Below are 25,224 nucleotides of genomic sequence, written 5' to 3'. Positions count from 1 at the left end.
CAAAATGGTGATTGAAAACTACATGCCAGACTTTGCTGTGGAAGCAGTCTATGATCTGACAGTCCCAAGCCTGCAGGCGCAGGGAATCAAGGCTGTTTTGGTCGATTTGGACAATACCCTCATTGCTTGGAACAACCCTGACGGGACGCCAGAGATGAAGCAATGGCTACATGATCTTCGGGACGCGGGCATTCGCATCATTGTGGTATCAAATAACACTAAAAAACGCGTCCAACGAGCAGTTGAGAAATTTGGGATTGACTACGTTTATTGGGCTCTGAAGCCCTTCACATTTGGGATTGACCGTGCCATGAAGGAATTTCATTATGAGAAAAGTGAAGTGGTCATGGTTGGCGACCAGCTCATGACAGATATACGAGCAGCCCACCGTGCAGGCATTCGCTCGATTTTAGTCAAACCCTTGGTCCAACATGACTCGATCAAAACGCAGATCAACCGAGCTCGTGAGCGCCGTGTGAAGCGAAAAATCACTGAAAAGTACGGACCGATTACATATAAAAAAGGAATTTAACTATGGAAGAAATTCTCTGTATTGGTTGTGGAGCAACCATTCAGACGACAGATAAGGCTGGTCTTGGTTTTACCCCCCAGTCGGCACTTGAAAAAGGTTTGGAAACTGGCGAAGTCTATTGCCAACGCTGTTTCCGTCTCCGCCACTATAATGAAATCACGGATGTCCAGTTGACGGACGATGATTTCCTCAAGCTCTTGCACGAGGTGGGAGACAGTGATGCCTTGGTGGTCAATGTCATTGATATCTTTGATTTTAATGGCTCTGTTATCCCAGGCTTGCCACGTTTTGTCTCGGGCAATGATGTCCTCTTGGTGGGAAATAAAAAAGATATCTTGCCCAAGTCTGTTAAACCAGGCAAGATTAGCCAGTGGCTCATGGAACGTGCCCACGAAGAAGGACTTCGTCCAGTCGATGTCGTCTTAACTTCGGCCCAAAACAAACATGCTATTAAGGAAGTCATTGACAAGATTGAACACTACCGTAAGGGTCGTGATGTTTATGTGGTCGGTGTGACCAACGTTGGAAAATCAACTCTAATCAATGCTATTATCCAAGAAATTACGGGTGATCAGAATGTCATCACGACTTCGCGCTTCCCAGGGACAACCTTGGACAAAATCGAGATTCCGCTTGATGACGGTTCTTATATCTACGATACACCAGGGATTATCCACCGTCACCAGATGGCTCACTACTTGACGGCCAAAAACCTCAAGTATGTCAGTCCTAAAAAGGAAATCAAACCTAAAACCTATCAGCTCAATCCTGAACAAACCCTGTTTTTAGGAGGTCTCGGACGTTTTGACTTTATATCAGGAGAAAAACAAGGATTTACTGCTTTCTTTGACAATGAACTCAAACTCCATCGTACCAAACTTGAAGGCGCTAGTGCTTTCTACGATAAGCACGTCGGAACCCTTCTGACACCGCCAAATAGCAAGGAAAAAGAAGATTTTCCAAAATTAGTCCAGCATGTATTTAATATTAAGGAGAAGACTGACCTAGTCATCTCAGGCCTAGGCTGGATCCGCGTAACAGGCACAGCCAAAGTCGCCGTTTGGGCACCAGAAGGCGTCGCAGTCGTCACACGAAAAGCAATTATTTAAAATAAAATCACTGAGCGAACAAAGTGAGCTCACACAGCGATAGTTATTGCCGTGGTGTTTTGCCAATCGATAGATTGGCAAGGGGCACAATTGAGACCAAGGCTCAATTGTGAGGTCAGGAAATCCATTTTTCAAAGATGAAATCTTTGGAAAATTAGTTCCGACCGTCCCCCACCACCTAAAATAACTATCAAAAAACAAGGAAGAAAATTATGTCATTAACATCAAAACAACGTGCCTTCCTCAACAGTCAGGCACATACCCTCAAACCTATCATTCAAATTGGGAAGAACGGTCTCAACGACCAAATTAAAACCAGCGTCCGTCAAGCTCTTGATGCGCGTGAATTGATCAAGGTTACTCTTTTGCAAAATACCGATGAAAATATCCACGAAGTAGCTGAAATCTTGGAAGAAGAAATTGGTGTGGATACAGTCCAAAAAATTGGCCGTATTTTGATTTTGTATAAACAATCCAGCAAGAAAGAGAATCGCAAGATTTCTAAAAAAGTCAAAGAAATATAGAAAAACTACTCCAAACAACTGTTTTTACAGAGAAATAAAGGAGACTAGCCTATGGCAATCGAACTATTGACTCCCTTTACCAAGGTAGAGTTGGAGCCAGAAATCAAGGAGAAAAAACGCAAACAAGTTGGGATTTTAGGGGGGAATTTTAACCCTGTTCACAATGCCCATCTCATCGTTGCGGACCAAGTACGCCAGCAGTTGGGACTGGATCAGGTTCTGCTCATGCCTGAATACCAACCTCCTCACGTAGATAAAAAAGAAACCATCCCTGAACACCACCGTCTCAAGATGCTTGAATTGGCAATTGAGGGGATTGACGGCCTAGCCATTGAAACCATTGAGTTGGAGCGCAAGGGCATTTCTTACACCTATGACACCATGAAAATTTTGACAGAGCAACATCCAGATACGGATTATTACTTTATCATCGGTGCTGACATGGTGGACTATCTGCCTAAGTGGTACCGAATTGATGAACTGGTTGACATGGTTCAGTTTGTGGGGGTTCAGCGCCCACGCTACAAGGCTGGAACTTCTTACCCAGTTATCTGGGTGGATGTGCCTCTCATGGATATCTCATCCAGCATGGTGCGTGACTTCCTTGCCCAAGGACGGAAACCCAACTTTCTCCTACCTCAGCCAGTGCTAGACTACATCGAGAAGGAGGGGCTTTACTGATGGGCTATCAAGACTATATTAACTGTTCCCGTGAGGCTTTGTTGGAAAAAATGGCAGAGCTTCTACCCGAGAAACGCTTAACCCATTGCTTGGGTGTGGAGCGTGCAGCTATAGAATTGGCTCAGAGATTTAGAGTCGATACCGAGAAAGCAGGACTAGCAGGCCTTCTTCATGACTATGCTAAGAAGTTGTTAGATCAGGAATTTCTGGATTTGATTGACCGTTACCAGTTAGACCCTGACCTCAAAAACTGGGGCAATAATGTCTGGCATGGCATGGTCGGAATTTACAAAATTCAGGAAGATTTGGATTTGCATGATTCAGAAATTCTGCGAGCCATTGAAATCCACACAGTCGGAGCTGCTCAGATGACTGACTTAGAAAAAGTCATCTACGTTGCAGACTATATCGAGCACAATCGTGCCTTTCCGGGAGTGGACCAGGCGCGTGAGATTGCAAGTTTGTCACTTAATAAGGCAGTGGCCTACGAAACAGCTCGAACTGTGGAACATTTGGCTCATCAGGGATTTCCCATCTATCCCCAAACCCTTGAAACCTATAACGCCTTTGTGCACTATTTGAAAGAGGACTAAATGAAGACGGCTTTTATAATCATTGATGTTCAGAATATTTTAGTGGAAACCGGTTTTCAGACAAATAGTCTATTGGAAAAAATTTCTTATTTACAAAACCAGGCTAGAAGCAAGAATATCGAAATTGTCTATGTTCAACATATTGAGGACTCTGAAGCTCAAACATCAGAAGATTGGCAGTTATCTGAGGTTTTAAATCGAAAACCTAATGAAAAGGTCTTTCAGAAGAAGTATAACAGTATTTTCAAAGAAACTGGTTTAAAAGAATACTTGGATAAACAGGGGATTGAAAAATTAGTTTTATGTGGTATGCAGACAGAATATTGTGTGGATACCTCTGTCAAGGTTGCCTTTGAATATGGCTATCAGCTTATTATTCCAGAAGGAACTTGCACAACGTTTGATGGGAAAGACATTCCAGCAGAAACGATAAATGAATTTTATGAGGGCATTTGGGAGGGGCGCTTTGCAGATGTCCTAGATTACAAACATATTTTCTAGAAAGAGGACTAAATGAACGAAAAAGAATTACTAGAACTAGTCGTGAAAGCGGCTGATGAGAAACGTGCGGAGGATATTCTCGCACTTGATGTACAAGATTTAACCAGCGTGACGGACTACTTTGTTATCACTAGCTCGATGAATAGCCGTCAGTTGGATGCTATCGCTGACAATATCCGTGAAAAAGTTGCGGAAGCAGGCTTTAAAGGTAGCCATGTTGAAGGCGACGCAGCTGGAGGCTGGGTTTTGCTGGACCTAGGTGCTGTCGTAGTGCATATCTTCTCAGAAGAAATGCGTGCGCACTATAACCTAGAGAAGCTATGGCATGAGGCAGAGTCAGTAGATATTTCAGAAGCTCTTGCTTAGAAGACGAACTCAGTTGTAGCCAACTGGGTTTTATTTGCTTATTTTAGAAAATTGGATAGAAAGGTATAGGGCGAGTGGTGTTTGCCATGGAGGCTCTTGGTATCATGATTATGGCAACTTATGAAACCTTTGCGGCTGTTTACGATGCTGTGATGGATGATAGTTTATATGATAAATGGACGGATTTTTCTCTGCGTCATTTGCCTAAGACCAAGGAGAGAAAAAAACTCTTAGAATTGGCTTGTGGGACAGGTATCCAGTCTGTGCGATTTTCTCAGGCAGGTTTTGATGTGACTGGACTTGACTTGAGCGCGGATATGTTGAAGATTGCTGAGAAGAGAGCTGCTTCAGCCAAGCAAAAGATTGACTTTATTGAAGGCAATATGCTGGATTTGTCGAAGGCAGGTAGATACGACTTTGTCACTTGTTATTCGGACTCTATCTGCTACATGCAGGATGAGGTGGAAGTAGGGGACGTCTTTAAGGAAGTATACAATGCGCTTAATGAAGACGGAGTCTTTATCTTTGATGTACATTCGACCTATCAGACAGATGAGGTTTTTCCTGGCTATTCTTATCATGAAAATGCGGAAGATTTCGCCATGCTCTGGGACACCTATGAGGATGAGGCACCTCACTCCATCGTGCATGAGCTGACCTTCTTTATCAAGGAAGCGGATGGTTCCTTTAGTCGCTACGATGAAGTGCATGAGGAGCGGACCTATGAGGTCTTGACCTATGATATCTTGTTGGAACAGGCTGGATTCAAGTCTTTCAAACTCTTTGCGGACTTTGAGGACAAAGAGCCTACAGAAACTAGCACCCGTTGGTTTTTTGTCGCGCAGAAGTAGGAGATTATCATGACCATCACAGGTATTATCGCGGAGTTTAATCCCTTTCATAATGGACATAAATACCTGCTAAATCAGGCTGAGGGACTGAAAATCGTTGCTATGTCAGGGAATTTCATGCAGCGTGGAGAGCCTGCTATCGTGGATAAGTGGACACGAGCCCAGATGGCTCTGGAAAATGGCGCAGATTTGGTAGTGGAATTGCCCTTTTTAGTCAGTGTTCAGGCTGCGGATTTTTTTGGCCAAGGAGCTGTGGATATCTTGGCTCGGTTGGGTATTGATAGGCTAGCATTTGGGACAGAAGAAGTTCTGGACTACCAGAAAATTGCTGACTTATACACAGAGCAAGGTGCTGAGATGGAGAATTTTGTGGAAAATTTGCCTGATTCCCTCTCTTATCCCCAGAAAACTCAACTTATGTGGAAGGAATTTGCAGGTCTTGATTTTTCAGGAAATATGCCCAATCATGTTCTTGCTCTGGCCTATGCAAAGTCGGTTGCAGGGCGGAACATCAAGTTGCATCCGATTCAGCGTCAGGGGGCTGGCTATCATTCTGTGGATAAGGATGTGGACTTTGCCTCGGCGACAGCTCTCCGTCAGCACCAGAAGGACCAAGACTTCCTAGAACGCTTTATGCCTTCGGTTGCCCTTTTTGAGCAGGCTAGCAAGGTGAACTGGGAAAATTATTTTCCTCTGCTACGCTATCAAATCTTGTCAAATCCAGACCTAACCACCATCTATCAGGTCAATCAAGAAATGGCTGTGCGCATCAAGGAAGCTATCAAGACGGCTCAGTCTGTTGACGAACTGGTTGAAGTGGTTGCTACCAAACGCTACACCAAGGCGCGTGTCAGACGCCTCTTGACCTATATCTTGGTGCAGGCTAGAGAAAGTTTCTTGCCAGAAGCCATCCATGTCCTTGGCTTTACCGAAAAAGGCAGACAACATCTCAAGTCTCTGAAAGGGCAGGTCAATTTAGTCAGCCGAATTGGTAAAGAACCATGGGATACCATGACCCAAAAAGCAGACCGAATTTACCAACTAGGAAATCCAAGTATAGCAGAGCAGAATTTTGGAAGAGTGCCCATTAGAATAGAAAAGAACTAGAATATGGATAGAATAAAAGAACCTACTAAAAGTTGTTAGGAAACGACTTTTAGTGGGTTCTTTTCTTTGTTGTCCTTTGCTATAAAGTATTGAATATTTTATAAATTTGCTCTATTAGAAGCCTTGTTTATTCATTGAAAGCTTCCTTACCATCTATATTTATTTGATATTTTTTACAATTTCATTAAAGGAGGATATAATTTTTCCTTGTTTCTCTTTGGGTAACTTTGTTAGGTTGTCGAAAAGTATTTCTAGGGAGTCTTCACTCTCTGAGTCGTATTCTTGTAGCTTAAGGAAGTCTTTTCTTTCTGTATCATATCCTTGTAGGTTAAAGAATTCTTCTACAGTAATACCTAATGCTTTGATTACCGATTCAAGAGTTTTTATCTTAAAATCATATTTCATATTTTCCATGTTTTGAATCGCCTTGATACCCAAGCCAGCTAATTCTGATAATTTCTCTTGACTTAATCTCTGTTCTTTTCGACATTCACGGATTCGAAAAGCTATATGTTTTTGTAATCTATCATGTTTCATGCTATATATCATTTTACTATCTATTTTCTTTAAAAATAAGTACAGCAAACTATACAAAATAAGAAAAGTATGGTAAAGTAGTATAAAAATAATAAATAGATTGAAAACCATACAATCGGAATTTAGATAAGATTGATTCTAGGTTAAAAGGTAGAGGGGAGATAGTAGTCATAGTCGCAATTGATTTAGCTACAAGTAAGGGATTTGTTAGTCTAAGCGACACTCGAAAATAGTATTTTGAACTATTTGTCTCTAGTTTTCTATATAAAAGTAAAAAAGAAAGCTTTGTGCCTTCTTAAAAAATTATGGGAAATCTAATGATTACGAATGATAAAGAAATAAATCAGAACATCCGTTATTTGACTTCTTTAAGGATAAGTATCAAGGCATCTAAGACTCGGGAACGTTGTTCTGTTGGAAGAGTTTTTAATTCATCAACAAGTAGAGAAATTTTGGGGTCATCTTCTTTTAATTGTATATCAAAGAATGTATCTAAATCTACTTCTAATGCTTCCATTACTTTCTCTAGCGTTTGAATCTTTAAGTTAGTTGAAAGATTTTCTAATTTGTAGATATAATTAGTACCCAAATCAGCCATCTCTTCTAGTTGTTCTTGAGTATATCCTCTTTCTAAACGTAATAGACGGATTCTTTTAGAGATGTAATCTTGAAGATTGCTTTTGTTATTTGTCATGTAGTACCTCGCTACTTACATGATACAGTCAAAATGGTACAAATTTTAGACTTTTTAAAGTTATTTTATATATAAACAACCTTTAAAAGTTGTTTTGTGATATAATAAGTTTATAAAGAAAAAAGAGGAAACAATATGAAAAAATCAACAATCGTAATGACAGCTGCAATTGCAGCAGCATCCCTATCCCACACAGTAGGAGCAGAAGAAGTCGCTCCAAAACCAGTGAATGTGGAAGCGCCAAAGGCGGAAGTTGTGGAAACAACTGCTCCTGCGGTGGCGACAAAAGAAGAAGTTGCTACAAAAGAAGCAGAAGCTAAGAAAGCGGATCAAGAAGTAGCGGAAGCAAAACAGGCGGTTAAGGATGCCAAGCGTGCTACAAATGAAGCAGATTCTCTTGTCAATGAGAAAACAGACGCTGTGAAAAAGGCGGAAGACTTTGCGAAGAAGGCAAGTCCAGCAGTTATTACAGAAGCAGAGAAAGCAGTAGTTAAGGCAGAAGCAGAAGTTCCTGCAAAAGAAGAAGCTGTTAAACAGGCAGAAGCAAAAGCTACAGAATCAAATCAAGCGGTATCTGCACAAGAAGCGGTTGTAGCAGAAAAAGAAGCTACTCAAGCAACAAAAGAAAAAGCACTTACAAGTGCCACAGAAGCGGTTCAAATCGCTACAGATGCGCTTAACAATAAAGGCTTGGAAGATGCCAAGGAAGCACAAAAAGAAGCCGTAGAAGCGGAAAAAACAAGCAAACAAGCGCAAACAGATGCAGAAACTGCCTTAAAAAATGCAGAAACAGCAAATCAAGCAACAAAAGCGCAAATTGAAGAAACAAAGGCAGATATTGCTACAAAAACCCAAGCGGTATCGGCTGCTAAAGCACATCAAGCACAAGCAGAACAAGCTCTTAAAGCGGTCACTGCTGAAGTTAACGCTCTTATCGAGTCATCAAAACCACTTGCAAAAGGATCTATCCAATTCAAAGAAGCCTTTATTTCAAAAATCAAAGAAAAAATCCAGTTGAATAAGGACTACTGGGCAATTCCAGATAATAAACTTACTCAAGCGGATATTGATAAATTTGAAGCTCGTAATAAAGAGTTGAAAAAAGAGATCACTGACATGGTTGGAGATAGTATTCAATCTAAAAACCTTGTCTTGAGCGAAGCAGATAAGGCAGATAAGACACAGTATGATGTTAATAATCTTCCAAAAGAAGTCCGTGATGATTTGACAATGTTCGCTGCCGACTTGATTTCAAACTTGCGCGAACAGTTGGGTCTTACAGACGTTGTTGTAACAAAAGACTCCTTTGAGTTCGCAGAAAAAGTCGCAAAAGAGTACATCAAGCGCGGATGGTCTAGTGAGATTCACGAACAATACCGTTCTAACGGTGGTCATGGACACTATGCTCAGGGTATCCATAAGGTCGCTGATGAATACGGTTTGAACGGTATTCATCCAACAGAAGCTCAAATGAATAAAGGACGTCAAGGGTATGAAAATCTAGTAGCTCATACTATTTCTGGTCCCGTTAAACTTACTAAGTCTGAAATGCGTCAAGAGTTGTTCGATTCTTTGTCAATGTTAGTTAATATTGAACAAGATTACGGTCACTTAGTGGGTATGCTCAACTTTGACACTCCGAACGAGAAAAACTACTTCGGTGGTTTCGCACAAAGTGTTACAAAAGATCTTTACATTAATCATTATATCACAGGTGTGACTGAAAGCCGAGCAAAAGGTTCTAAGTTCAACACAACAGAAATCACAAATCCTTACACAGTAGCTCGCAAAGATAACTCAGCTACTACTACTAAGCTTGAAGCTAAAAAAGCAGAAAAAGCGCAAGCAGAACAAACTCTTAAAACTGCTAACCAAACTGTAACCGAAGCAGAAACTGCATTGCAAACTGCAAACTCAAACTTGAAAGCACAAGAAGCTCAACTTAAAGATACAGTTGCCTTGAAACAAGCTCTTCAATCTGCTACAGCAAGTCATAATCAAGCGGTTGTCGCTCTTTCAAATGCTAATGCCTTGGTTGCTACCTTGTCTGCTACAAAGGCAGATAAAGAAGCGAAATTGGCAGAGTTGAAAGCAACTGCAAAACAAGCAGAGAAAGAGTTCAACCAAGCCAAAGCAGAAACAAAAGCAGAGAAAGCAACTCTTTCTTCTCTTCAAGCAAAAGCAGAAGAAGCTACCCAAGCGGTATCTGTTGCCAAAGAAGCACTTAAAGAAGCAGAAGCAACTGTAACGGCTTCAAAAGAGTTGGTTCAAGATTTGAAAGTAGCTGCCAAAGAGCTTGAAACTCGCAAGGTAGAGTTGAAAGACGCAGAAGAAGCGCTTAAAGAAGCAAAAGCAAATCAAGCAACTGCGCAAGAAGCACTTGAAGCAAAAGAAAAAGTAGCCAAAGAAGCAAGTAAGGCTTATGCGATAGCAAAAGCAAGTTATGAAGCAGAGCAAGCTCGTCTTCAAGCAGAAGAATTGAAGAAACATCCTGTAACAGAAAAGGGTATCCCTGAAGTTCAACCAGCTCTTCCAGAGTTCGCACTTCCAACAATTCCATCTGTTCCAAGCACTTCTAGCGCATCTGTAGCTCCTGTTCTTCCAACAACTCCACGTGTTGAAGTTCCTGTTGTGACTAATAATGGTGGGGTGTCTGGCCAAGATAAAGCCAAAGTAGATGTAGTTGCCAAACAAAAAACGGAAACTAAGACTACAAAAGATTCTCAAGCTGGTAACTGGATTGAGTCAGCTGGTCGCTGGTGGTATCAGCATGAAGACGGTTCCTACACTAGCAACGGTTGGGAACAAATCAAGGGTAGATGGTATTACTTTGACAGTACAGGCTGGATGCAAACTGGCTGGGTCAAAACTGGTGGTTCATGGTATTACTTGAATGAAACAGGTTCACTGGCTACAGGCTGGGTCAAAGACAATGGCACATGGTACTATCTTAAAGATAGCGGTAAAATGGCTACTGGTTGGGTAAAAGATAATGATACATGGTATTATCTTGATAGCGCTGGAGCTATGAAAACAGGCTGGTTTACAGTTTCTGGTAAATGGTACTATGCCTATAGTTCAGGAGCCTTAGCAATGAATACTACTACACCAGATGGCTATACGGTTAATGGTAATGGTGAGTGGGTATAAAGGACTACATGAAGAAGGTAAATGATGAATTTGAAGCTTTGATAGTGCCCCTTTTGAAGAGCGACTGGAACAGTATTCAGGAAACCCTGAGAATCGCTCAAAATAAGGAACTTTCTGACAAAATCTTACGAGGAATGGCCCAAATTTGCGCAGGACATTAGTCTAATTTACAGAGAATACCTGAGTGAAATCTTGCTATTGTTAGAAACAAACTTCTTGTATTTTAACGATTATGAGGAAGTCTACTGAAAAGTAGGCTTTTTCTCAAATCTTTACTAAACTAGGATTTCTAAGAAATAAGGATTGCACAGATATATTTTAGTAAATGTGTTCCAATTTCCCCAAAACATATTCTATTTTAGGTTTGTGAAAATCACTTTTTTATGGTAGAATGTAAAAGAATGTATGTCATTCGGAATAACAATAAAATGAGGTAAAAACATGGAAATCATGTCGCTTGCGATTGCTGTTTTTGCCGTCATCATTGGTTTAGTCATTGGATATGTCAGCATCTCAGCCAAGATGAAATCATCTCAGGAAGCTGCAGAGTTGATGCTTTTAAATGCTGAACAAGAAGCAACTAATTTACGTGGACAAGCTGAACGTGAAGCGGATTTACTTGTTAATGAAGCTAAACGTGAAAGCAAGTCTCTTAAAAAAGAAGCACTATTGGAGGCCAAAGAAGAAGCCAGAAAATACCGTGAAGAAGTGGACGCTGAATTCAAATCAGAACGTCAAGAACTCAAACAAATCGAAAGTCGTTTGACAGAGAGAGCTACTAGCCTTGACCGTAAGGACGACAATTTGACGAGTAAAGAACAAACACTTGAACAAAAAGAACAAAGTATTTCTGATAGAGCGAAAAACCTTGATGCGCGTGAAGAGCAATTAGAGGAAGTCGAAAGACAAAAAGAAGCAGAGCTAGAGCGTATTGGTGCCCTGTCTCAGGCAGAAGCACGAGATATTATCTTGGCTCAGACAGAGGAAAACTTGACCAAGGAGATTGCTAGCCGCATTCGTGAAGCTGAGCAAGAGGTCAAGGAACGTTCTGACAAAATGGCCAAGGACGTCTTGGTTCAAGCCATGCAACGTATCGCTGGTGAATATGTGGCGGAGTCAACAAACTCAACGGTTCACCTGCCAGACGATACTATGAAGGGACGCATTATTGGTCGTGAAGGTCGTAACATTCGTACCTTTGAAAGTTTGACAGGGGTCGATGTGATTATCGACGATACACCAGAAGTGGTGACCTTATCAGGTTTTGACCCGATTCGTCGTGAAATTGCCCGTATGACTATGGAAATGTTGCTCAAGGATGGTCGTATCCACCCAGCTCGTATCGAAGAGTTGGTTGAGAAAAACCGTCAAGAGATTGACAATAAGATTCGTGAATACGGTGAGGCTGCTGCCTATGAAATTGGGGCACCAAACCTTCATCCAGACTTGATGAAAATCATGGGTCGCTTGCAGTTCCGTACTTCATATGGACAAAATGTCTTACGTCATTCGATTGAGGTTGCTAAGTTAGCTGGTATCATGGCGAGCGAACTTGGTGAAAATGCGGCTCTTGCTCGTCGTGCAGGGTTCCTTCACGATATCGGAAAAGCCATTGACCGTGAGGTTGAAGGTAGCCACGTTGAAATCGGTATGGAATTGGCTCGTAAGTACAAGGAACATCCAGTTGTGGTGAATACAATTGCTAGCCACCACGGTGATGTCGAAGCCGAAAGCGTCATTGCAGTGATTGTTGCTGCAGCAGATGCTTTGAGCGCTGCCCGTCCGGGTGCTCGTAGTGAGTCTCTTGAAAGCTACATCAAACGTCTTCATGATTTGGAAGAAATTGCGAACGGCTTTGAAGGAGTACAGAATAGCTTTGCCCTTCAAGCAGGACGTGAAATCCGCATCATGGTCAATCCAGGACAAATCAAAGACGACAAAGTCACAATCTTGGCTCACAAAGTTCGTGAGAAAATTGAAAACAATCTCGATTACCCTGGAAATATCAAGGTAACCGTGATTCGCGAGCTTCGTGCAGTAGATTATGCTAAATAAATAAGAAAGAGCAGTTGAAAAATTACTGCTTTTTTGTTACACTAGATAGAAAGACTGTAAAGGATAATCTGGCTTTTTGCCATTATTCTAGAAATGTTATTTCACAGACTGACTAAAAGGAGACACAATGGCAGACCGAGGCTTACTAATCGTTTTTTCTGGTCCTTCAGGGGTTGGAAAAGGAACGGTTAGAAGAGAGATTTTTGAGAGTTCTGAAAACCAATTTCAATACTCTGTATCGATGACGACACGCGCACAACGTCCTGGAGAAGTGGACGGTGTTGACTATTTCTTCCGTACTCGTGAAGAGTTTGAAGAGCTGATTCGTCAAGGACAGATGTTGGAATACGCAGAATATGTCGGCAACTACTATGGAACTCCTCTGACCTATGTCAACGAAACCTTGGACAAGGGAATCGATGTTTTCCTTGAAATTGAAGTTCAAGGCGCTCTTCAGGTCAAGAAAAAGGTTCCAGATGCTGTCTTTATCTTCCTGACACCACCAGATTTGGATGAATTGCAAGATCGTTTAGTAGGTCGTGGAACAGACAGTGCAGAAGTGATTGCCCAACGAATCGAAAAAGCCAAGGAAGAAATTGCTCTCATGCGTGAGTATGATTATGCGATTGTCAACGATCAGGTGCCCCTAGCTGCTGAGCGTGTCAAACGTGTTATCGAAGCAGAGCACTTCCGTGTGGATCGTGTCATTGGTCACTATCAGGAGATGTTGCCAAAATCTCCAACTACCCGATAAAATTTAGAAAATAGGTACAAGTAAATGATGTTAAAACCCTCTATTGATACCTTGCTTGACAAGGTTCCTTCAAAATATTCACTCGTAATCTTGGAAGCAAAACGTGCCCACGAATTAGAAGCAGGTGCGCCAGCAACTCAAGGTTTCAAGTCTGAAAAATCAACTCTTCGCGCTTTAGAAGAAATCGAATCAGGAAACGTTACAATTCACCCAGATCCAGAAGGAAAACGTGAAGCAGTTCGTCGCCGTATCGAAGAAGAAAAACGCCGCAAAGAAGAAGAAGAAAAGAAAATCAAAGAGCAAATCGCTAAAGAAAAAGAAGATGGTGAAAAAATTTAAGGTTGGGGGGACTCAATCTTATTTTTTCTATTGCAAGAATGTACTGATACTCAATGAAAATCAAAAAGCAAACTAGGAAGCTAGCCGCAAGCTGTACTTGAGTACGGTAAGGCGACGCTGACGTGGTTTGAATTTGATTTTCGAAGAGTATGACAAGGAGGAGGTGAGAAGATGACCATAGCAAAGATTATAGTAGATGTGCCCTTGATGCAGACAGACCAGCCCTATAGTTACAGGATTCCGGAGGAGTTTGAGGGAATGCTGGAGGTTGGGATGCGAGTTCATGTACCCTTTGGTAAGGGTAATCGCCTGATTCAAGGGATTGTTCTTGGTTTGGAGTCTCAATCAGATGAAGAAGAGACAGAACAAGACTTAAAAGATATTGCTGAGGTATTGGATTTTTCTCCTGTTCTCACGCAAGAACAACTCTGGCTGGCTGAGGAGTTACGCAAGTCCGTCTTCTCCTACAAGATCTCCATCCTCAAGGCTATGTTGCCAGGATTTCTGAACTCCAGCTATGACAAGATTCTCTATCCTCTGGCAGGTCTGAGTCAGGAAGATCGAGAGCGCTTGTTTGGTTCAGAAGATTCGCTTGCCTTTTCTTCTCTGGATTTAGCTAAGCAAGCTGAAATGATGCGTTTGACTAGAAAAGGCCTGCTTGGTCTGGAGTATCAGGCAGTCGATCAAAAGAAGGTCAAGACCCAGTCTTGGTATGAGGTGAATCTTGCTCAATTAGAAAGTGTAGAGATTTCTACACGCGCCAAGAAAAAGTTAGAACTGAGAGACTATTTGCTTTCTCATCCTGAGAGTGCTTCCTTGGCTAGTTTGTTAGAATCCTACTCGCGGGAGCAAGTTAACTTCTTTGTGGAACAAGGTGCTGTTTCCATAGTCCAAAAGGAAGTGCAACGCTCGGCTGCTTATTTTGAAGGGATTGAAGCAAGTCAGCCTTTGGAATTGAATGCAGAACAAAGACAGGCGCGTGATGCGGTTGTGAGTGCGATTGGTAGTCACCAGGCTCCCTTCCTCCTTCAAGGGATTACAGGAAGTGGGAAGACAGAAATTTACTTGCAGATTATCCAAGGGACCTTGGACAAGGGCAAGACAGCTATTTTGCTGGTACCTGAGATTTCTCTGACTCCACAGATGACGGAGCGTTTTATTGCTCGATTTGGTGAGAAAGTGGCCATCCTTCACTCAGGTTTGTCTAATGGTGAAAAGTATGATGAATGGCGCAAGGTAGAACGTGGCGATGCCCAAGTTGTTGTTGGTGCTAGATCGGCCATCTTTGCTCCGCTGAAAAATCTGGGTGTTATGATTATCGATGAGGAGCATGAAGCAACTTATAAGCAGGATAGTAATCCTCGTTACCATGCTAGAGAGGTTGCTATTTTACGGGCTCAGTATAATCAAGCAGCTCTGGTACTTGGATCTGCGACACCGAGCTTAGAGAGCCGTGCTCGGGCTGGAAAAGGCGTCTATCAACATTTGCGTTTGACCAAACGTGCCAATCCTTTAGCTACCATTCCTGAGGTTCAAGTGATTGATTTTCGGGACTATATTGGACAAAATGAGACGTCAAACTTTACGCCTCCTTTGCTAGAAGCTATTCAGGACCGTCTGGCTAAAAAAGAGCAGGTAGTTCTCATGCTAAACCGCCGTGGTTATTCTAGTTTTGTTATGTGTAGGGAGTGTGGGACTGTGGATACTTGTCCCAACTGTGATATTTCCCTGACCTTGCACATGGATACCAAGACCATGAATTGCCATTATTGTGGTTTTTCAAAGGACATTCCTCAAGTCTGCCCTAACTGTAAGAGTCGCAGCATTCGTTACTATGGGACAGGGACTCAGAAGGCTTATGACGAGCTGACAGAACTCTTTCCTCAAGCCCGTATTTTGCGGATGGATGTGGATACGACGCGTAAGAAAGGTAGCCATCAAGCTCTACTTGACCAGTTTGGTCGAGGGGAAGCAGATATTTTACTAGGTACTCAGATGATTGCCAAGGGATTGGATTTTCCCAATGTGACCCTAGTCGGAGTTCTCAATGCGGATACAGCCTTAAATCTGCCTGATTTCCGTTCTTCTGAGAGAACCTTCCAACTTTTGACTCAGGTGGCAGGTCGGGCAGGACGTGCTGAAAAAGCTGGTCAGGTTTTGATTCAGTCCTATAATCCGCAGCACTACGCTATTCGATATGCAAAAGAGCAGGACTACGAAGGCTTTTATGCCTATGAAATGGGAATCAGACGACAATTAGGCTATCCACCTTACTATTTCACTATTGGCATTACCCTTTCTCACAAGAAGGAAGAAGAGGTGGTCAAACGTGCCTATGAAGTCATGAACATTTTACGGTCAGGCTTATCAGATACCAGTAACATTCTTGGGCCGACGCCCAAACCCATCGCACGTACCCACAACCTCTATCATTACCAGATTTTAATTAAATACCGTTTAGAAGATGAGCTGGGGCCGACCCTCAACCAGGTCTTGGCCTTGACTCAAGAACGGGAAAATAGTGAGCTCCGTCTCAGCATTGACCATGAGCCACAGCAATTTTTATAAGAAGGAGAAGATATGACAAAATTAATCTTTATGGGGACCCCCGACTTTTCAGCAACTGTCTTAAAAGGACTTTTGACAGATGACCGTTATGAAATTCTAGCTGTCGTAACCCAGCCAGACCGTGCTGTTGGTCGTAAAAAAGTTATCCAAGAAACCCCAGTCAAGCAGGCTGCCAAGAAAGCAGGCCTTCCTATTTATCAACCTGAAAAATTATCTGGAAGTCCAGAGATGGAAGCTATTATGAAGCTAGGAGCAGATGGAATTGTGACTGCTGCTTTTGGGCAGTTTCTCCCGAGTAAACTCCTTGATAGCATGGACTTTGCAGTCAATGTTCACGCTTCCCTCCTTCCTAAACACCGTGGTGGTGCTCCAATCCATTATGCCTTGATTCAAGGGGATGATGAAGCTGGTGTGACCATTATGGAGATGGTTAAGGAAATGGATGCAGGAGATATGATTTCTCGTCGCAGTATTCCTATCACGGATGAGGACAATGTCGGTACCTTGTTTGAAAAATTGGCGCTAGTTGGTCGTGATTTGCTTTTGGATACTTTGCCTGCCTATATTGCTGGTGATATCAAACCTGAAGCGCAGGATCCAAGTCAGGTTACTTTCTCGCCAAATATCAAGCCAGAAGAAGAAAAACTGGACTGGAATAAAACCAATCGTCAACTCTTTAACCAAATCCGTGGAATGAATCCGTGGCCTGTTGCCCATACTTTCCTTAAGGGCGACCGCTTTAAGATTTATGAAGTTCTAGCAGTAGAAGGTCAGGGAAATCCAGGTGAAATCCTCTCTATTGGCAAGAAAGAATTAATTGTCGCAACGGCAGTAGGAGCTCTGTCTCTCAAACAAGTGCAGCCAGCAGGCAAACCTAAGATGGACATTGCTTCCTTCCTCAACGGTGTTGGACGGACATTGACAGTAGGAGAACGATTTGGTGACTAAAGTAGAAACAGCTAGAAGTCTAGCCCTAGCAGTATTAGAGGATGTCTTTATCAACCAAGCATACTCAAACATCGCCTTAAATAAGCATCTCAAGGGAAGCCAACTTTCAGCAGCAGACAAGGGTTTGGCGACCGAGCTGGTCTATGGAACGGTAGCCCGTAAACTGACTCTGGAATGGTACCTATCCCACTTTATCGAAGACAGAGATCAGTTAGACAGCTGGCTCTACGTCCTTCTCCTCATGAGTGCCTACCAACTCCGCTATTTGGACAAGATTCCAGACCATGCTGTGGTCAATGAAGCAGTAGAATTGGCCAAAGTCCGTAAAAAAGGCAGTGAAAAATTGGTCAACGCTGTCCTTCGCCGTATCTTGCGTGAAGGCTGGCCAGATATTGCTAGCATCAAGCGAAAAAACAAGCGTGATTCCGTTGCCTATTCTCTCCCAGTTTGGCTTGTGTCTAAACTTAAGGAAGAATACGGCGAAGAGCGAGCGCAAGCTATTTTTGAAAGTCTTTTGGTGCGCAATAAGGCCAGCATCCGCGTGACTGATTTAAGTCGAAAAGAAGAAATCCAAGTCTTGTTGGAGGCCAGTGATTCATCCTTGTCTCCCTCTGGTCTTGTGAAGGAGCAAGGCCACTTTGCGGGATATGACCTATTTTCAGAGGGAGCCATTACCATCCAAGACGAGTCCAGTCAGCTTGTTGCTCCGACGCTTGATTTACAAGGTGATGAGCAGGTTCTAGATGCTTGTGCAGCTCCAGGTGGAAAAACAGCTCATATAGCCTCTTATCTCACGACAGGTCAGGTAATTGCTCTGGATTTATATGACCACAAGTTGGACTTAATCCAAGAAAATGCCCAACGTCTAGGGGTTGCAGAACGAGTTCAAACGAAAAAATTGGATGCCAGAAAGGTGCATGAGTTTTTTGGTCAGAATTCATTTGATAAGATTTTGGTGGATGCTCCTTGTTCAGGAATCGGTCTTCTGCGTCGCAAACCAGATATCAAATACAACAAAGAAACGGCAGATTTCGCGTCCTTACAGGAAATTCAGCTAGAAATATTAGGTAGTGTTTGTCAAACACTACGCAAAGGTGGTATAATAACTTATAGTACCTGTACTATTGTCTCAGAGGAGAACTTTCAAGTCGTTCAGGCATTTTTAGAAAGTCATCCCGACTTTGAGCAGGTAAAACTAGAACATGAATGTAAGGATATCGTGAAAGATGGTTGTATTCTCATTACACCTGAATTGTATGGAAGTGATGGATTCTTCATCAGTCAATTTCGTAAGATATCGGATTAGGAAGGAACTAACACATGGAAATTTCATTATTAACAGATGTTGGTCAGAAACGAACAAATAACCAAGACTATGTCAACCACTATGTCAATAGAGCTGGACGTACCATGATTATCCTAGCTGATGGTATGGGAGGTCATCGCGCAGGGAATATCGCTAGTGAGATGGCGGTAACAGACCTAGGTGTAGCTTGGGTAGATACTCAAATCGATACAGTTAATGAAGTACGTGAATGGTTTGCTAATAACCTTGAGATTGAAAATCAAAGGATTAACCAATTGGGACAAAATGAAGCCTATAAAGGAATGGGAACAACCCTTGAGGCTGTAGCCATTATTGATAATCAGGCTATTTATGCTCACATCGGAGATTCTCGTATCGGTTTGATTCGTGGAGAAGAATACCACCAGTTAACGAGCGACCATTCTTTAGTCAATGAATTGCTTAAGGCTGGTCAATTGACACCTGAAGAAGCTGCTAGCCATCCACAGAAAAATATTATTACTCAATCTATTGGTCAAAAAGACGAAATTCAGCCTGATTTTGGAATGATTACCCTTGAGCCGGGAGACTATCTCTTACTCAATAGTGATGGCTTGACAAATATGATTTCAGGCAGTGAGATTTCTGATATTGTAACCAGCGATATTTCTTTGGCAGATAAGGCAGCAACCTTGATTCGTTTTGCAAACAATGCAGGTGGTTTAGACAATATCACAGTTGCCCTTATTGCTGTTAATGAGGAGGCAAGAGAATGATCCAAATCGGCAAGATTTTTGCCGGGCGGTATCGAATTATCAAACAAATTGGTCGAGGAGGCATGGCAGATGTCTATTTGGCCAAGGATTTGATTTTGGACGGTGAAGAAGTGGCAGTGAAGGTCCTGAGGACCAACTACCAAACAGATCCTATTGCAGTGGCTCGTTTTCAGCGGGAAGCGAGAGCCATGGCGGATCTGGACCATCCTCATATCGTTCGGATTACAGATATCGGTGAAGAAGAGGGACAACAGTATCTCGCAATGGAATATGTTGCTGGATTAGACCTCAAACGCTATATCAAGGAACATCACCCTCTTTCAAATGAAGAAGCGATTCGAATCATGGGACAAATCCTCTTGGCTATGCGCTTAGCCCATACTCGAGGAATTGTTCACAGGGATTTGAAACCGCAAAATATCCTTTTGACACCAGATGGGACTGCCAAAGTTACAGACTTTGGGATTGCAGTAGCCTTTGCAGAGACGAGTCTGACTCAGACCAACTCAATGCTAGGTTCCGTTCATTATTTGTCTCCAGAGCAGGCGCGTGGTTCTAAAGCAACTGTGCAGAGTGATATCTATGCTATGGGGATTATCTTCTATGAGATGCTGACAGGTCATATTCCTTACGATGGGGATAGTGCGGTGACTATTGCCCTCCAGCATTTCCAGAAACCATTGCCATCGGTTATAGCTGAAAATCCATCTGTGCCTCAGGCTTTAGAAAATGTTGTTATCAAGGCAACTGCCAAGAAATTGACAGATCGCTACAAATCAGTCGCTGAAATGTATGTGGATTTGTCTAGTAGTTTGTCTTATAATCGTCGTAATGAACCAAAGCTAGTCTTTGACGATGCGACTAAGGCGGATACCAAGACTCTTCCTAAAGTTCCACAAAGTACCTTGACTTCTATTCCTAAAGCTCCGGTACAAGAGGGAAGACCTCAACCTAAGCCCCAGCCTCATCAGACAGAAAAAACGGTACCTAGTCCAAAGCCAACCAAACGCCGTCGCATGAAAGCACGTTATCTAATTTTATTTGCGACCTTCTTGTTGGTTGTGGCATCCTTGGTATGGATTTTATATAGAACGCCCGCTACCATTGCTATTCCAAATGTGGCAGGTCAGACGGTTGCAGAGGCTAAAGAGGCTCTAAAAAAAGCCAATTTTGAGGTTGGTGAAGAAAAATCAGAGGCCAGTGATAAGGTTGAAGAAGGTCGGGTTATTCGTACAGACCCTGAAGCTGGTAAAACACGTAAAGAAGGAACAAAAATTAATTTGATTGTATCTTCTGGTCAGCAATCCTTCCAACTCGGAAATTATCTTGGAAGAAAATCTAGTGATGTAGTGGCAGAGTTGAAAGGAAAGAAGGTTCCAGAAAATCTAATTAAGATTGAGGAAGAAGAATCCAACGAAATCGAAGCTGGTACAATCATGAAACAAAGTTTGCCGGAGGGAACAACCTACGATCTTAGCAAGGCAACTCAAATAGTTCTGACCGTTGCTAAAAAAGTAAATTCTATTTCAATGCCAAGTTATATTGGTTCTAGCCGAGAATTTGCAGTCAATAATCTTACACAGATATATGAAGTTAAAAAAGCCAATATCGAAGTTGTAGAAGTGTCTACAGCTCCTGAAGGAACAGCTGAGGGGACTGTTGTAGAGCAAAGTCCAAAAGCAGGCGAAAAAGTAGATTTGAGTACTACTCGTGTTAAAATTTCTATTTATAAAGCGAAACAAACTCATTCTTCTTCAACTTCTTCATCCTCATCCTCTTCTTCGTCCTCAAGTTCTTCTCGGAAACCTAACGAACAAGGGGATGCAGAATCCACTCCAACACAGGGAAATCCGCAAGGCAATTCACAACGAGGAGATACTTCCCGAGACAATCCATAGTGATACTAGAATCTTTGTCATGATTTCGTGGCAAAGATTTTTTTTGACTCCAGATTTGTGATAGAATAGAGGGAGTTGATAAAAGGAGGAAAGCATGGAAGAGTCAAAAGAATTAAATGCCGTCATCGATGTGATTATGCTAGCAGGGACCATTCTCTTAAAAAGTGGTTCAGAGATTCATCGTGTAGAAGATACTATGATCCGTATTGCGCATTCGCAGGGGATTGTGGATTGCAATGTTCTTGCCATGCCTGCCGCTATCTTTTTCTCCATTGAAAATACCAATATTTCGCGCATGAAGCGCGTGACTTCCTCTTCTTATAACATCGAAAAAGTCTGCGATGTCAACCAGATTTCTCGTCAGTTGGTAGGTGGAAAGCTTGATTTAGAGACAGCCTTCAAGCAATTGACAGCCTTGCAAGCCCAACCCCTTCCCTATACCAAGTTGCAGGTAACTCTGGCTGCGACCTTTAGTGCTCCTTTCTTTTCAATTATGTTTAGTGGAAATATCTACGACGCACTTGGGGCAGGAGTGGCGACCTTATTTGGTTTTGCCTTTTCTCTCTATGTGGAGAAGTTTATCCGAATTCCCTTTGTGACAGCCTTTGCTGGAGCCTTTGTCTTTGGGATGATTGCCCAATTTTGGGCTCGCTACACAGGTTTTCCTTCAACAGCTGATTTAATTATAGCTGGTGCGGTCATGCCTTTTGTACCAGGTATTGCTTTGACCAATGCGGTTCGTGATATTATGACCAACCACATAAACTCTGGTATGAGTAAGATGTTTGAATCCCTACTCATTACCCTTGCTTTAGGGGCGGGAACTTCTGTCGCCTTGGTATTGATGAACTAATATGACACTAACAACCTTTTTATTACAAGCAGTGGCAAGTCTTCTTGCCATTATCACTTTTTTAATCGTACTCAATGTGCAACGCTCTATGCTCTTACCTGGAGGAATTTTGGGCATGGCTGTCTGGCTAATCTATCTCTTGCTCAAGGAACCAACCAATGTCATTGTAGCCACCTTCATTGCGGCCATTATTGGTTCTTGTGTCAGCCAGATTTTGAGTATTCTTTATAAGACTCCTGCTGTGGTCTTTATCTTGGCCATCTTGGCACCTCTGGTTCCGGGTTATCTTTCCTATCGGACAACTGCCTTTTTTGTGACAGGAGATTATAGTCATGCTATTGCCAGTGCAACCTTAGTTGTTATGCTAGCTTTGGTGATTTCCATTGGCATGGCTAGTGGAACAGTAATTCTTAGACTCTATTCCTACTTAAGAAAGCAGCATAATAGTTAGATTGATAAGCGACTTGATTTGGTGAATCAAGTCTTTTTTCTCTCTTTTACTGCCATTTGTGATAAAATAGTATAGAACGATTTTTTACAATGAATGATAAAACAGAGGTAAATATGACAATCGGTATTGATAAGATTGGTTTTGCAACCAGTCAATATGTCTTGAAATTACAAGACTTAGCAGAAGCGAGGGGAATTGACCCTGAAAAATTAAGCAAAGGACTCTTGCTCAAGGAATTGAGTATTGCACCCCTAACTGAGGATATCGTGACCTTGGCGGCCAGTGCTAGTGACTCTATTTTAACTGAGCAAGAAAGAGCAGAAATTGACATGGTCATTGTGGCGACCGAGTCAGGAATTGACCAGAGTAAAGCTGCGGCCGTCTTTGTGCATGGTTTGCTGGGCATCCAGCCCTTTGCTCGTAGTTTCGAGATTAAAGAAGCTTGCTATGGAGCGACAGCTGCCCTTCATTATGCCAAATTGCATGTGGAAAATTCTCCAGAGTCCAAGGTCTTGGTCATTGCAAGTGATATTGCCAAATACGGTATTGAAACTCCGGGAGAACCCACTCAGGGTGCCGGAAGTGTGGCTATGTTGATTACACAAAATCCACGAATTATGGCCTTTAATAATGACAATGTAGCTCAGACCCGTGACATTATGGATTTCTGGCGTCCAAATTACTCGACAACGCCTTATGTAAATGGTGTTTATTCTACCCAACAATATTTGGATAGTTTGAAAACGACTTGGCTTGAATACCAAAAACGCTACCAGCTTACTTTGGATGATTTTGCAGCTGTTTGCTTCCACTTGCCTTATCCTAAATTAGCGCTAAAAGGCTTGAAAAAAATCATGGATAAGAGCCTGCCTCAAGAGAAAAAAGACCTCTTGCAAAACCACTTTGACCAGTCTATTCTCTACAGTCAAAAGGTGGGGAATATCTACACTGGTTCCCTCTTCCTTGGACTTTTGTCTCTCTTGGAAAATACAGATAGCTTGAAGGCTGGGGATAAAATTGCCCTTTATAGTTACGGAAGTGGTGCTGTGGCTGAGTTCTTCAGTGGTGAATTGGTTGAAGGATATGAAGCTTATCTGGATAAAGACCGCTTGAACAAGCTCAACCAACGAACTGCCCTATCTGTTGCAGACTATGAAAAAGTCTTCTTTGAGGAAGTAGACTTGGATGGAACAAATTCTGCCCAGTTTGCTGGCTATGAAAATCAAGACTATGCCTTGGTTGAAATTGTGGACCACCAACGCCGTTATAGCAAGGTTGAAAAATAATGAAGATAAGTTGGAATGGATTTTCTAAAAAATCATACCATGAGCGCCTTGAGCTGTTAAAAGCTCAGGCGCTCCTTAGTCCTGAGAAGCAAACTAGTTTGGAGCAGGATGAACAGATGAGTGTGACTGTCGCAGACCAGCTAAGTGAGAATGTAGTGGGGACTTTTTCTCTACCTTATTCACTGGTTCCAGAGGTCCTCATCAACGGTCAGAACTACACAGTTCCCTATGTGACAGAAGAACCGTCTGTGGTTGCTGCGGCCAGCTATGCCAGTAAAATCATCAAGCGTGCAGGCGGTTTTACTGCTCAAGTCCATCAGCGCCAAATGATTGGGCAAGTAGCCCTTTATCAAGTTGCTGATCCAGAGCTAGCGCAAGAGAAAATTATCAGCAAGAAAGCGGAACTCTTGGAGCTTGCCAATCAAGCCTATCCTTCTATCGTTAAACGTGGAGGCGGGGCACGTGATTTGCATATAGAGCAGATTAAAGGCGAGACAGATTTCCTTGTTATTTATCTCCATGTTGATACCCAGGAAGCCATGGGTGCCAATATGCTCAACACCATGCTGGAAGCCTTGAAACCAGTCTTAGAAGAACTCGGTCAGGGACAGAGTCTTATGGGGATCCTGTCCAACTATGCGACCGATTCTCTGGTGACTGCAAGCTGTCGCATCGCCTTTCGTTACTTGAGCCGCCAAAAGGATCAAGGACGAGAAATTGCGGAGAGAATGGCTTTGGCTAGCCAATTTGCGCAGGCTGATCCTTATCGAGCTGCTACCCACAATAAAGGGATTTTTAATGGTATTGATGCTGTTTTGATTGCAACTGGTAATGACTGGCGTGCTATTGAGGCAGGAGCTCATGCCTTTGCTAGTAGAGAAGGACACTATCAAGGTCTTAGTCAATGGACACTGGACGTTGAGAGAGAAGAATTGGTCGGTGAGATGACCCTGCCTATGCCTGTAGCGACAAAGGGTGGCTCTATCGGTCTCAACCCTCGTGTAGCCCTCAATCATGAACTGCTGGGAAATCCATCTGCTAAAGAATTAGCTCAGATTATCGTGTCTATCGGTCTCGCCCAAAACTTTGCGGCCCTCAAAGCCTTGGTGAGTACAGGGATCCAGCAAGGCCACATGAAATTGCAGGCCAAATCCCTAGCTCTCCTTGCAGGTGCCAGTGAATCCGAGGTTGCTCCTCTGGTTGAGCGACTTATCGCAGATAAAACCTTTAACTTAGAGACAGCCCAGCGCTATCTCGAAAACTTAAGATCATAAAAAAACTCAGACGAATCGGTCTGAGTTTTCTTGTGCTTATACTCTTCGAAAATCAAATTCAAACCACGTCAGCTTCGCCTTGCCGTACTCAA

25 protein-coding genes are annotated in these 25,224 nt (G+C 42.6%); 23 read left to right on the top strand and 2 right to left on the bottom strand.

Going from position 1 to position 25,224, the window contains the following annotated elements; all coding sequences use genetic code 11:
• The first annotated feature begins 4 nt into the window (after positions 1 to 4).
• The 9 genes from ADG81_RS03655 to ADG81_RS03615 all read left to right on the top strand — a co-directional run bounded on the left by ADG81_RS03655 (position 5) and on the right by ADG81_RS03615 (position 6,264).
• Positions 5 to 532: a YqeG family HAD IIIA-type phosphatase gene (locus tag ADG81_RS03655; RefSeq protein ID WP_023946540.1), complete on the top strand. Its 528-nt coding sequence runs from the start codon at positions 5 to 7 to the stop codon at positions 530 to 532.
• 2 nt (positions 533 to 534) lie between these two features.
• Positions 535 to 1,641 carry a ribosome biogenesis GTPase YqeH gene (gene yqeH / locus ADG81_RS03650; RefSeq protein ID WP_000391192.1) on the top strand — a complete coding sequence of 369 codons (1,107 nt, stop codon included), beginning with the start codon at positions 535 to 537 and terminating at the stop codon, positions 1,639 to 1,641.
• A 212-nt stretch (positions 1,642 to 1,853) separates the two neighbouring features.
• Positions 1,854 to 2,165 carry a ribosome assembly RNA-binding protein YhbY gene (gene yhbY / locus ADG81_RS03645; RefSeq protein ID WP_000060171.1) on the top strand — a complete coding sequence of 104 codons (312 nt, stop codon included), beginning with the start codon at positions 1,854 to 1,856 and terminating at the stop codon, positions 2,163 to 2,165.
• Positions 2,166 to 2,216: 51 nt separating this feature from the next.
• The gene (locus ADG81_RS03640) at positions 2,217 to 2,846 is read left to right on the top strand and encodes a nicotinate-nucleotide adenylyltransferase (RefSeq protein ID WP_000963701.1); all 630 of its coding nucleotides are present in this window, start codon (positions 2,217 to 2,219) and stop codon (positions 2,844 to 2,846) included.
• On the top strand, positions 2,846 to 3,439 hold the full coding sequence (gene yqeK, locus ADG81_RS03635; protein ID WP_049550927.1) for a bis(5'-nucleosyl)-tetraphosphatase (symmetrical) YqeK: 594 nt from the start codon (positions 2,846 to 2,848) through the stop codon (positions 3,437 to 3,439). The genes ADG81_RS03640 and yqeK overlap by 1 nt, the downstream gene beginning before the upstream one ends.
• Positions 3,440 to 3,940 (top strand): cysteine hydrolase family protein, encoded by a 501-nt coding sequence (locus tag ADG81_RS03630; RefSeq protein ID WP_049550926.1) that lies wholly within the window; start codon positions 3,440 to 3,442, stop codon positions 3,938 to 3,940. It begins immediately after the preceding gene.
• A 12-nt stretch (positions 3,941 to 3,952) separates the two neighbouring features.
• Positions 3,953 to 4,306: a ribosome silencing factor gene (gene rsfS, locus ADG81_RS03625; protein WP_049550925.1), complete on the top strand. Its 354-nt coding sequence runs from the start codon at positions 3,953 to 3,955 to the stop codon at positions 4,304 to 4,306.
• 110 nt (positions 4,307 to 4,416) lie between these two features.
• Positions 4,417 to 5,157: a class I SAM-dependent DNA methyltransferase gene (locus tag ADG81_RS03620; RefSeq protein ID WP_049550946.1), complete on the top strand. Its 741-nt coding sequence runs from the start codon at positions 4,417 to 4,419 to the stop codon at positions 5,155 to 5,157.
• A gap of 9 nt (positions 5,158 to 5,166) precedes the next feature.
• Complete coding sequence (locus ADG81_RS03615) at positions 5,167 to 6,264, top strand: nucleotidyltransferase (protein ID WP_049550924.1); 1,098 nt, start codon at positions 5,167 to 5,169, stop codon at positions 6,262 to 6,264.
• Between the two features lie 159 nt (positions 6,265 to 6,423).
• On the opposite strand, the gene ADG81_RS03610 is transcribed toward ADG81_RS03615, so the two are convergent.
• Both ADG81_RS03610 and ADG81_RS03605 read right to left on the bottom strand, forming a co-directional pair.
• Positions 6,424 to 6,801 (bottom strand): helix-turn-helix domain-containing protein, encoded by a 378-nt coding sequence (locus ADG81_RS03610; protein ID WP_049550945.1) that lies wholly within the window; start codon positions 6,799 to 6,801, stop codon positions 6,424 to 6,426.
• A gap of 355 nt (positions 6,802 to 7,156) precedes the next feature.
• Complete coding sequence (locus ADG81_RS03605; RefSeq protein WP_049550923.1) at positions 7,157 to 7,495, bottom strand: helix-turn-helix domain-containing protein; 339 nt, start codon at positions 7,493 to 7,495, stop codon at positions 7,157 to 7,159.
• A gap of 135 nt (positions 7,496 to 7,630) precedes the next feature.
• On the opposite strand from ADG81_RS03605, the gene ADG81_RS10110 reads away from it, so the two are divergent.
• From ADG81_RS10110 to ADG81_RS03535, 14 genes are all read left to right on the top strand, one after another.
• Entirely contained in the window at positions 7,631 to 10,645 is a 3,015-nt protein-coding gene (locus ADG81_RS10110; protein ID WP_053091015.1) for an SEC10/PgrA surface exclusion domain-containing protein, read from the top strand.
• Positions 10,646 to 10,653: 8 nt separating this feature from the next.
• On the top strand, positions 10,654 to 10,806 hold the full coding sequence (locus ADG81_RS03595; protein WP_049550943.1) for a hypothetical protein: 153 nt from the start codon (positions 10,654 to 10,656) through the stop codon (positions 10,804 to 10,806).
• Positions 10,807 to 11,086: 280 nt separating this feature from the next.
• The gene (locus ADG81_RS03590; protein ID WP_049550922.1) at positions 11,087 to 12,700 is read left to right on the top strand and encodes a ribonuclease Y; all 1,614 of its coding nucleotides are present in this window, start codon (positions 11,087 to 11,089) and stop codon (positions 12,698 to 12,700) included.
• A 127-nt stretch (positions 12,701 to 12,827) separates the two neighbouring features.
• Positions 12,828 to 13,454 (top strand): guanylate kinase, encoded by a 627-nt coding sequence (gene gmk / locus ADG81_RS03585; protein WP_000775041.1) that lies wholly within the window; start codon positions 12,828 to 12,830, stop codon positions 13,452 to 13,454.
• 24 nt (positions 13,455 to 13,478) lie between these two features.
• Positions 13,479 to 13,793 (top strand): DNA-directed RNA polymerase subunit omega, encoded by a 315-nt coding sequence (gene rpoZ, locus ADG81_RS03580; RefSeq protein ID WP_000979235.1) that lies wholly within the window; start codon positions 13,479 to 13,481, stop codon positions 13,791 to 13,793.
• Positions 13,794 to 13,964: 171 nt separating this feature from the next.
• The gene (locus ADG81_RS03575) at positions 13,965 to 16,361 is read left to right on the top strand and encodes a primosomal protein N' (RefSeq protein ID WP_049550921.1); all 2,397 of its coding nucleotides are present in this window, start codon (positions 13,965 to 13,967) and stop codon (positions 16,359 to 16,361) included.
• Positions 16,362 to 16,373: 12 nt separating this feature from the next.
• Entirely contained in the window at positions 16,374 to 17,309 is a 936-nt protein-coding gene (gene fmt, locus ADG81_RS03570; RefSeq protein WP_049550920.1) for a methionyl-tRNA formyltransferase, read from the top strand.
• Positions 17,302 to 18,615, top strand: coding sequence for a 16S rRNA (cytosine(967)-C(5))-methyltransferase RsmB (gene rsmB / locus ADG81_RS03565; RefSeq protein WP_049550942.1), 1,314 nt, complete (start codon positions 17,302 to 17,304; stop codon positions 18,613 to 18,615). Before fmt ends, rsmB begins: the two co-directional genes overlap by 8 nt.
• 14 nt (positions 18,616 to 18,629) lie before the next feature.
• Entirely contained in the window at positions 18,630 to 19,370 is a 741-nt protein-coding gene (locus tag ADG81_RS03560) for a Stp1/IreP family PP2C-type Ser/Thr phosphatase (protein ID WP_049550919.1), read from the top strand.
• On the top strand, positions 19,367 to 21,268 hold the full coding sequence (gene pknB / locus ADG81_RS03555) for a Stk1 family PASTA domain-containing Ser/Thr kinase (protein WP_000614506.1): 1,902 nt from the start codon (positions 19,367 to 19,369) through the stop codon (positions 21,266 to 21,268). The genes ADG81_RS03560 and pknB overlap by 4 nt, the downstream gene beginning before the upstream one ends.
• 94 nt (positions 21,269 to 21,362) lie before the next feature.
• Complete coding sequence (locus tag ADG81_RS03550; protein ID WP_000392874.1) at positions 21,363 to 22,121, top strand: threonine/serine exporter family protein; 759 nt, start codon at positions 21,363 to 21,365, stop codon at positions 22,119 to 22,121.
• 1 nt (position 22,122) lies between these two features.
• On the top strand, positions 22,123 to 22,572 hold the full coding sequence (locus ADG81_RS03545) for a threonine/serine exporter family protein (RefSeq protein ID WP_049550918.1): 450 nt from the start codon (positions 22,123 to 22,125) through the stop codon (positions 22,570 to 22,572).
• A 113-nt stretch (positions 22,573 to 22,685) separates the two neighbouring features.
• Entirely contained in the window at positions 22,686 to 23,858 is a 1,173-nt protein-coding gene (locus ADG81_RS03540; protein ID WP_049550917.1) for a hydroxymethylglutaryl-CoA synthase, read from the top strand.
• Entirely contained in the window at positions 23,858 to 25,132 is a 1,275-nt protein-coding gene (locus ADG81_RS03535; RefSeq protein WP_000704355.1) for a hydroxymethylglutaryl-CoA reductase, degradative, read from the top strand. Before ADG81_RS03540 ends, ADG81_RS03535 begins: the two co-directional genes overlap by 1 nt.
• The last annotated feature ends 92 nt before the right edge of the window (positions 25,133 to 25,224 follow it).

Source organism: Streptococcus pseudopneumoniae, from assembly GCF_001070815.1.
GTDB lineage: Bacteria > Bacillota > Bacilli > Lactobacillales > Streptococcaceae > Streptococcus > Streptococcus pseudopneumoniae_P.
Note: the sequence above shows the minus strand (reverse complement) of the source record. Positions and strands in the feature narration are given on the sequence as shown.

What these genes read in the sequence shown, in the direction of transcription:
- ADG81_RS03655 (WP_023946540.1), top strand. Translation starts at nt 5, where the DNA reads ATGGTGATTGAAAACTACATGCCAGACTTTGCTGTGGAAGCAGTCTAT.
- yqeH (WP_000391192.1), top strand. Translation starts at nt 535, where the DNA reads ATGGAAGAAATTCTCTGTATTGGTTGTGGAGCAACCATTCAGACGACA.
- yhbY (WP_000060171.1), top strand. Translation starts at nt 1,854, where the DNA reads ATGTCATTAACATCAAAACAACGTGCCTTCCTCAACAGTCAGGCACAT.
- ADG81_RS03640 (WP_000963701.1), top strand. Translation starts at nt 2,217, where the DNA reads ATGGCAATCGAACTATTGACTCCCTTTACCAAGGTAGAGTTGGAGCCA.
- yqeK (WP_049550927.1), top strand. Translation starts at nt 2,846, where the DNA reads ATGGGCTATCAAGACTATATTAACTGTTCCCGTGAGGCTTTGTTGGAA.
- ADG81_RS03630 (WP_049550926.1), top strand. Translation starts at nt 3,440, where the DNA reads ATGAAGACGGCTTTTATAATCATTGATGTTCAGAATATTTTAGTGGAA.
- rsfS (WP_049550925.1), top strand. Translation starts at nt 3,953, where the DNA reads ATGAACGAAAAAGAATTACTAGAACTAGTCGTGAAAGCGGCTGATGAG.
- ADG81_RS03620 (WP_049550946.1), top strand. Translation starts at nt 4,417, where the DNA reads ATGGCAACTTATGAAACCTTTGCGGCTGTTTACGATGCTGTGATGGAT.
- ADG81_RS03615 (WP_049550924.1), top strand. Translation starts at nt 5,167, where the DNA reads ATGACCATCACAGGTATTATCGCGGAGTTTAATCCCTTTCATAATGGA.
- ADG81_RS03610 (WP_049550945.1), bottom strand. Translation starts at nt 6,801, where the DNA reads ATGAAACATGATAGATTACAAAAACATATAGCTTTTCGAATCCGTGAA.
- ADG81_RS03605 (WP_049550923.1), bottom strand. Translation starts at nt 7,495, where the DNA reads ATGACAAATAACAAAAGCAATCTTCAAGATTACATCTCTAAAAGAATC.
- ADG81_RS10110 (WP_053091015.1), top strand. Translation starts at nt 7,631, where the DNA reads ATGAAAAAATCAACAATCGTAATGACAGCTGCAATTGCAGCAGCATCC.
- ADG81_RS03595 (WP_049550943.1), top strand. Translation starts at nt 10,654, where the DNA reads ATGAAGAAGGTAAATGATGAATTTGAAGCTTTGATAGTGCCCCTTTTG.
- ADG81_RS03590 (WP_049550922.1), top strand. Translation starts at nt 11,087, where the DNA reads ATGGAAATCATGTCGCTTGCGATTGCTGTTTTTGCCGTCATCATTGGT.
- gmk (WP_000775041.1), top strand. Translation starts at nt 12,828, where the DNA reads ATGGCAGACCGAGGCTTACTAATCGTTTTTTCTGGTCCTTCAGGGGTT.
- rpoZ (WP_000979235.1), top strand. Translation starts at nt 13,479, where the DNA reads ATGATGTTAAAACCCTCTATTGATACCTTGCTTGACAAGGTTCCTTCA.
- ADG81_RS03575 (WP_049550921.1), top strand. Translation starts at nt 13,965, where the DNA reads ATGACCATAGCAAAGATTATAGTAGATGTGCCCTTGATGCAGACAGAC.
- fmt (WP_049550920.1), top strand. Translation starts at nt 16,374, where the DNA reads ATGACAAAATTAATCTTTATGGGGACCCCCGACTTTTCAGCAACTGTC.
- ADG81_RS03560 (WP_049550919.1), top strand. Translation starts at nt 18,630, where the DNA reads ATGGAAATTTCATTATTAACAGATGTTGGTCAGAAACGAACAAATAAC.
- pknB (WP_000614506.1), top strand. Translation starts at nt 19,367, where the DNA reads ATGATCCAAATCGGCAAGATTTTTGCCGGGCGGTATCGAATTATCAAA.
- ADG81_RS03550 (WP_000392874.1), top strand. Translation starts at nt 21,363, where the DNA reads ATGGAAGAGTCAAAAGAATTAAATGCCGTCATCGATGTGATTATGCTA.
- ADG81_RS03545 (WP_049550918.1), top strand. Translation starts at nt 22,123, where the DNA reads ATGACACTAACAACCTTTTTATTACAAGCAGTGGCAAGTCTTCTTGCC.
- ADG81_RS03540 (WP_049550917.1), top strand. Translation starts at nt 22,686, where the DNA reads ATGACAATCGGTATTGATAAGATTGGTTTTGCAACCAGTCAATATGTC.
- ADG81_RS03535 (WP_000704355.1), top strand. Translation starts at nt 23,858, where the DNA reads ATGAAGATAAGTTGGAATGGATTTTCTAAAAAATCATACCATGAGCGC.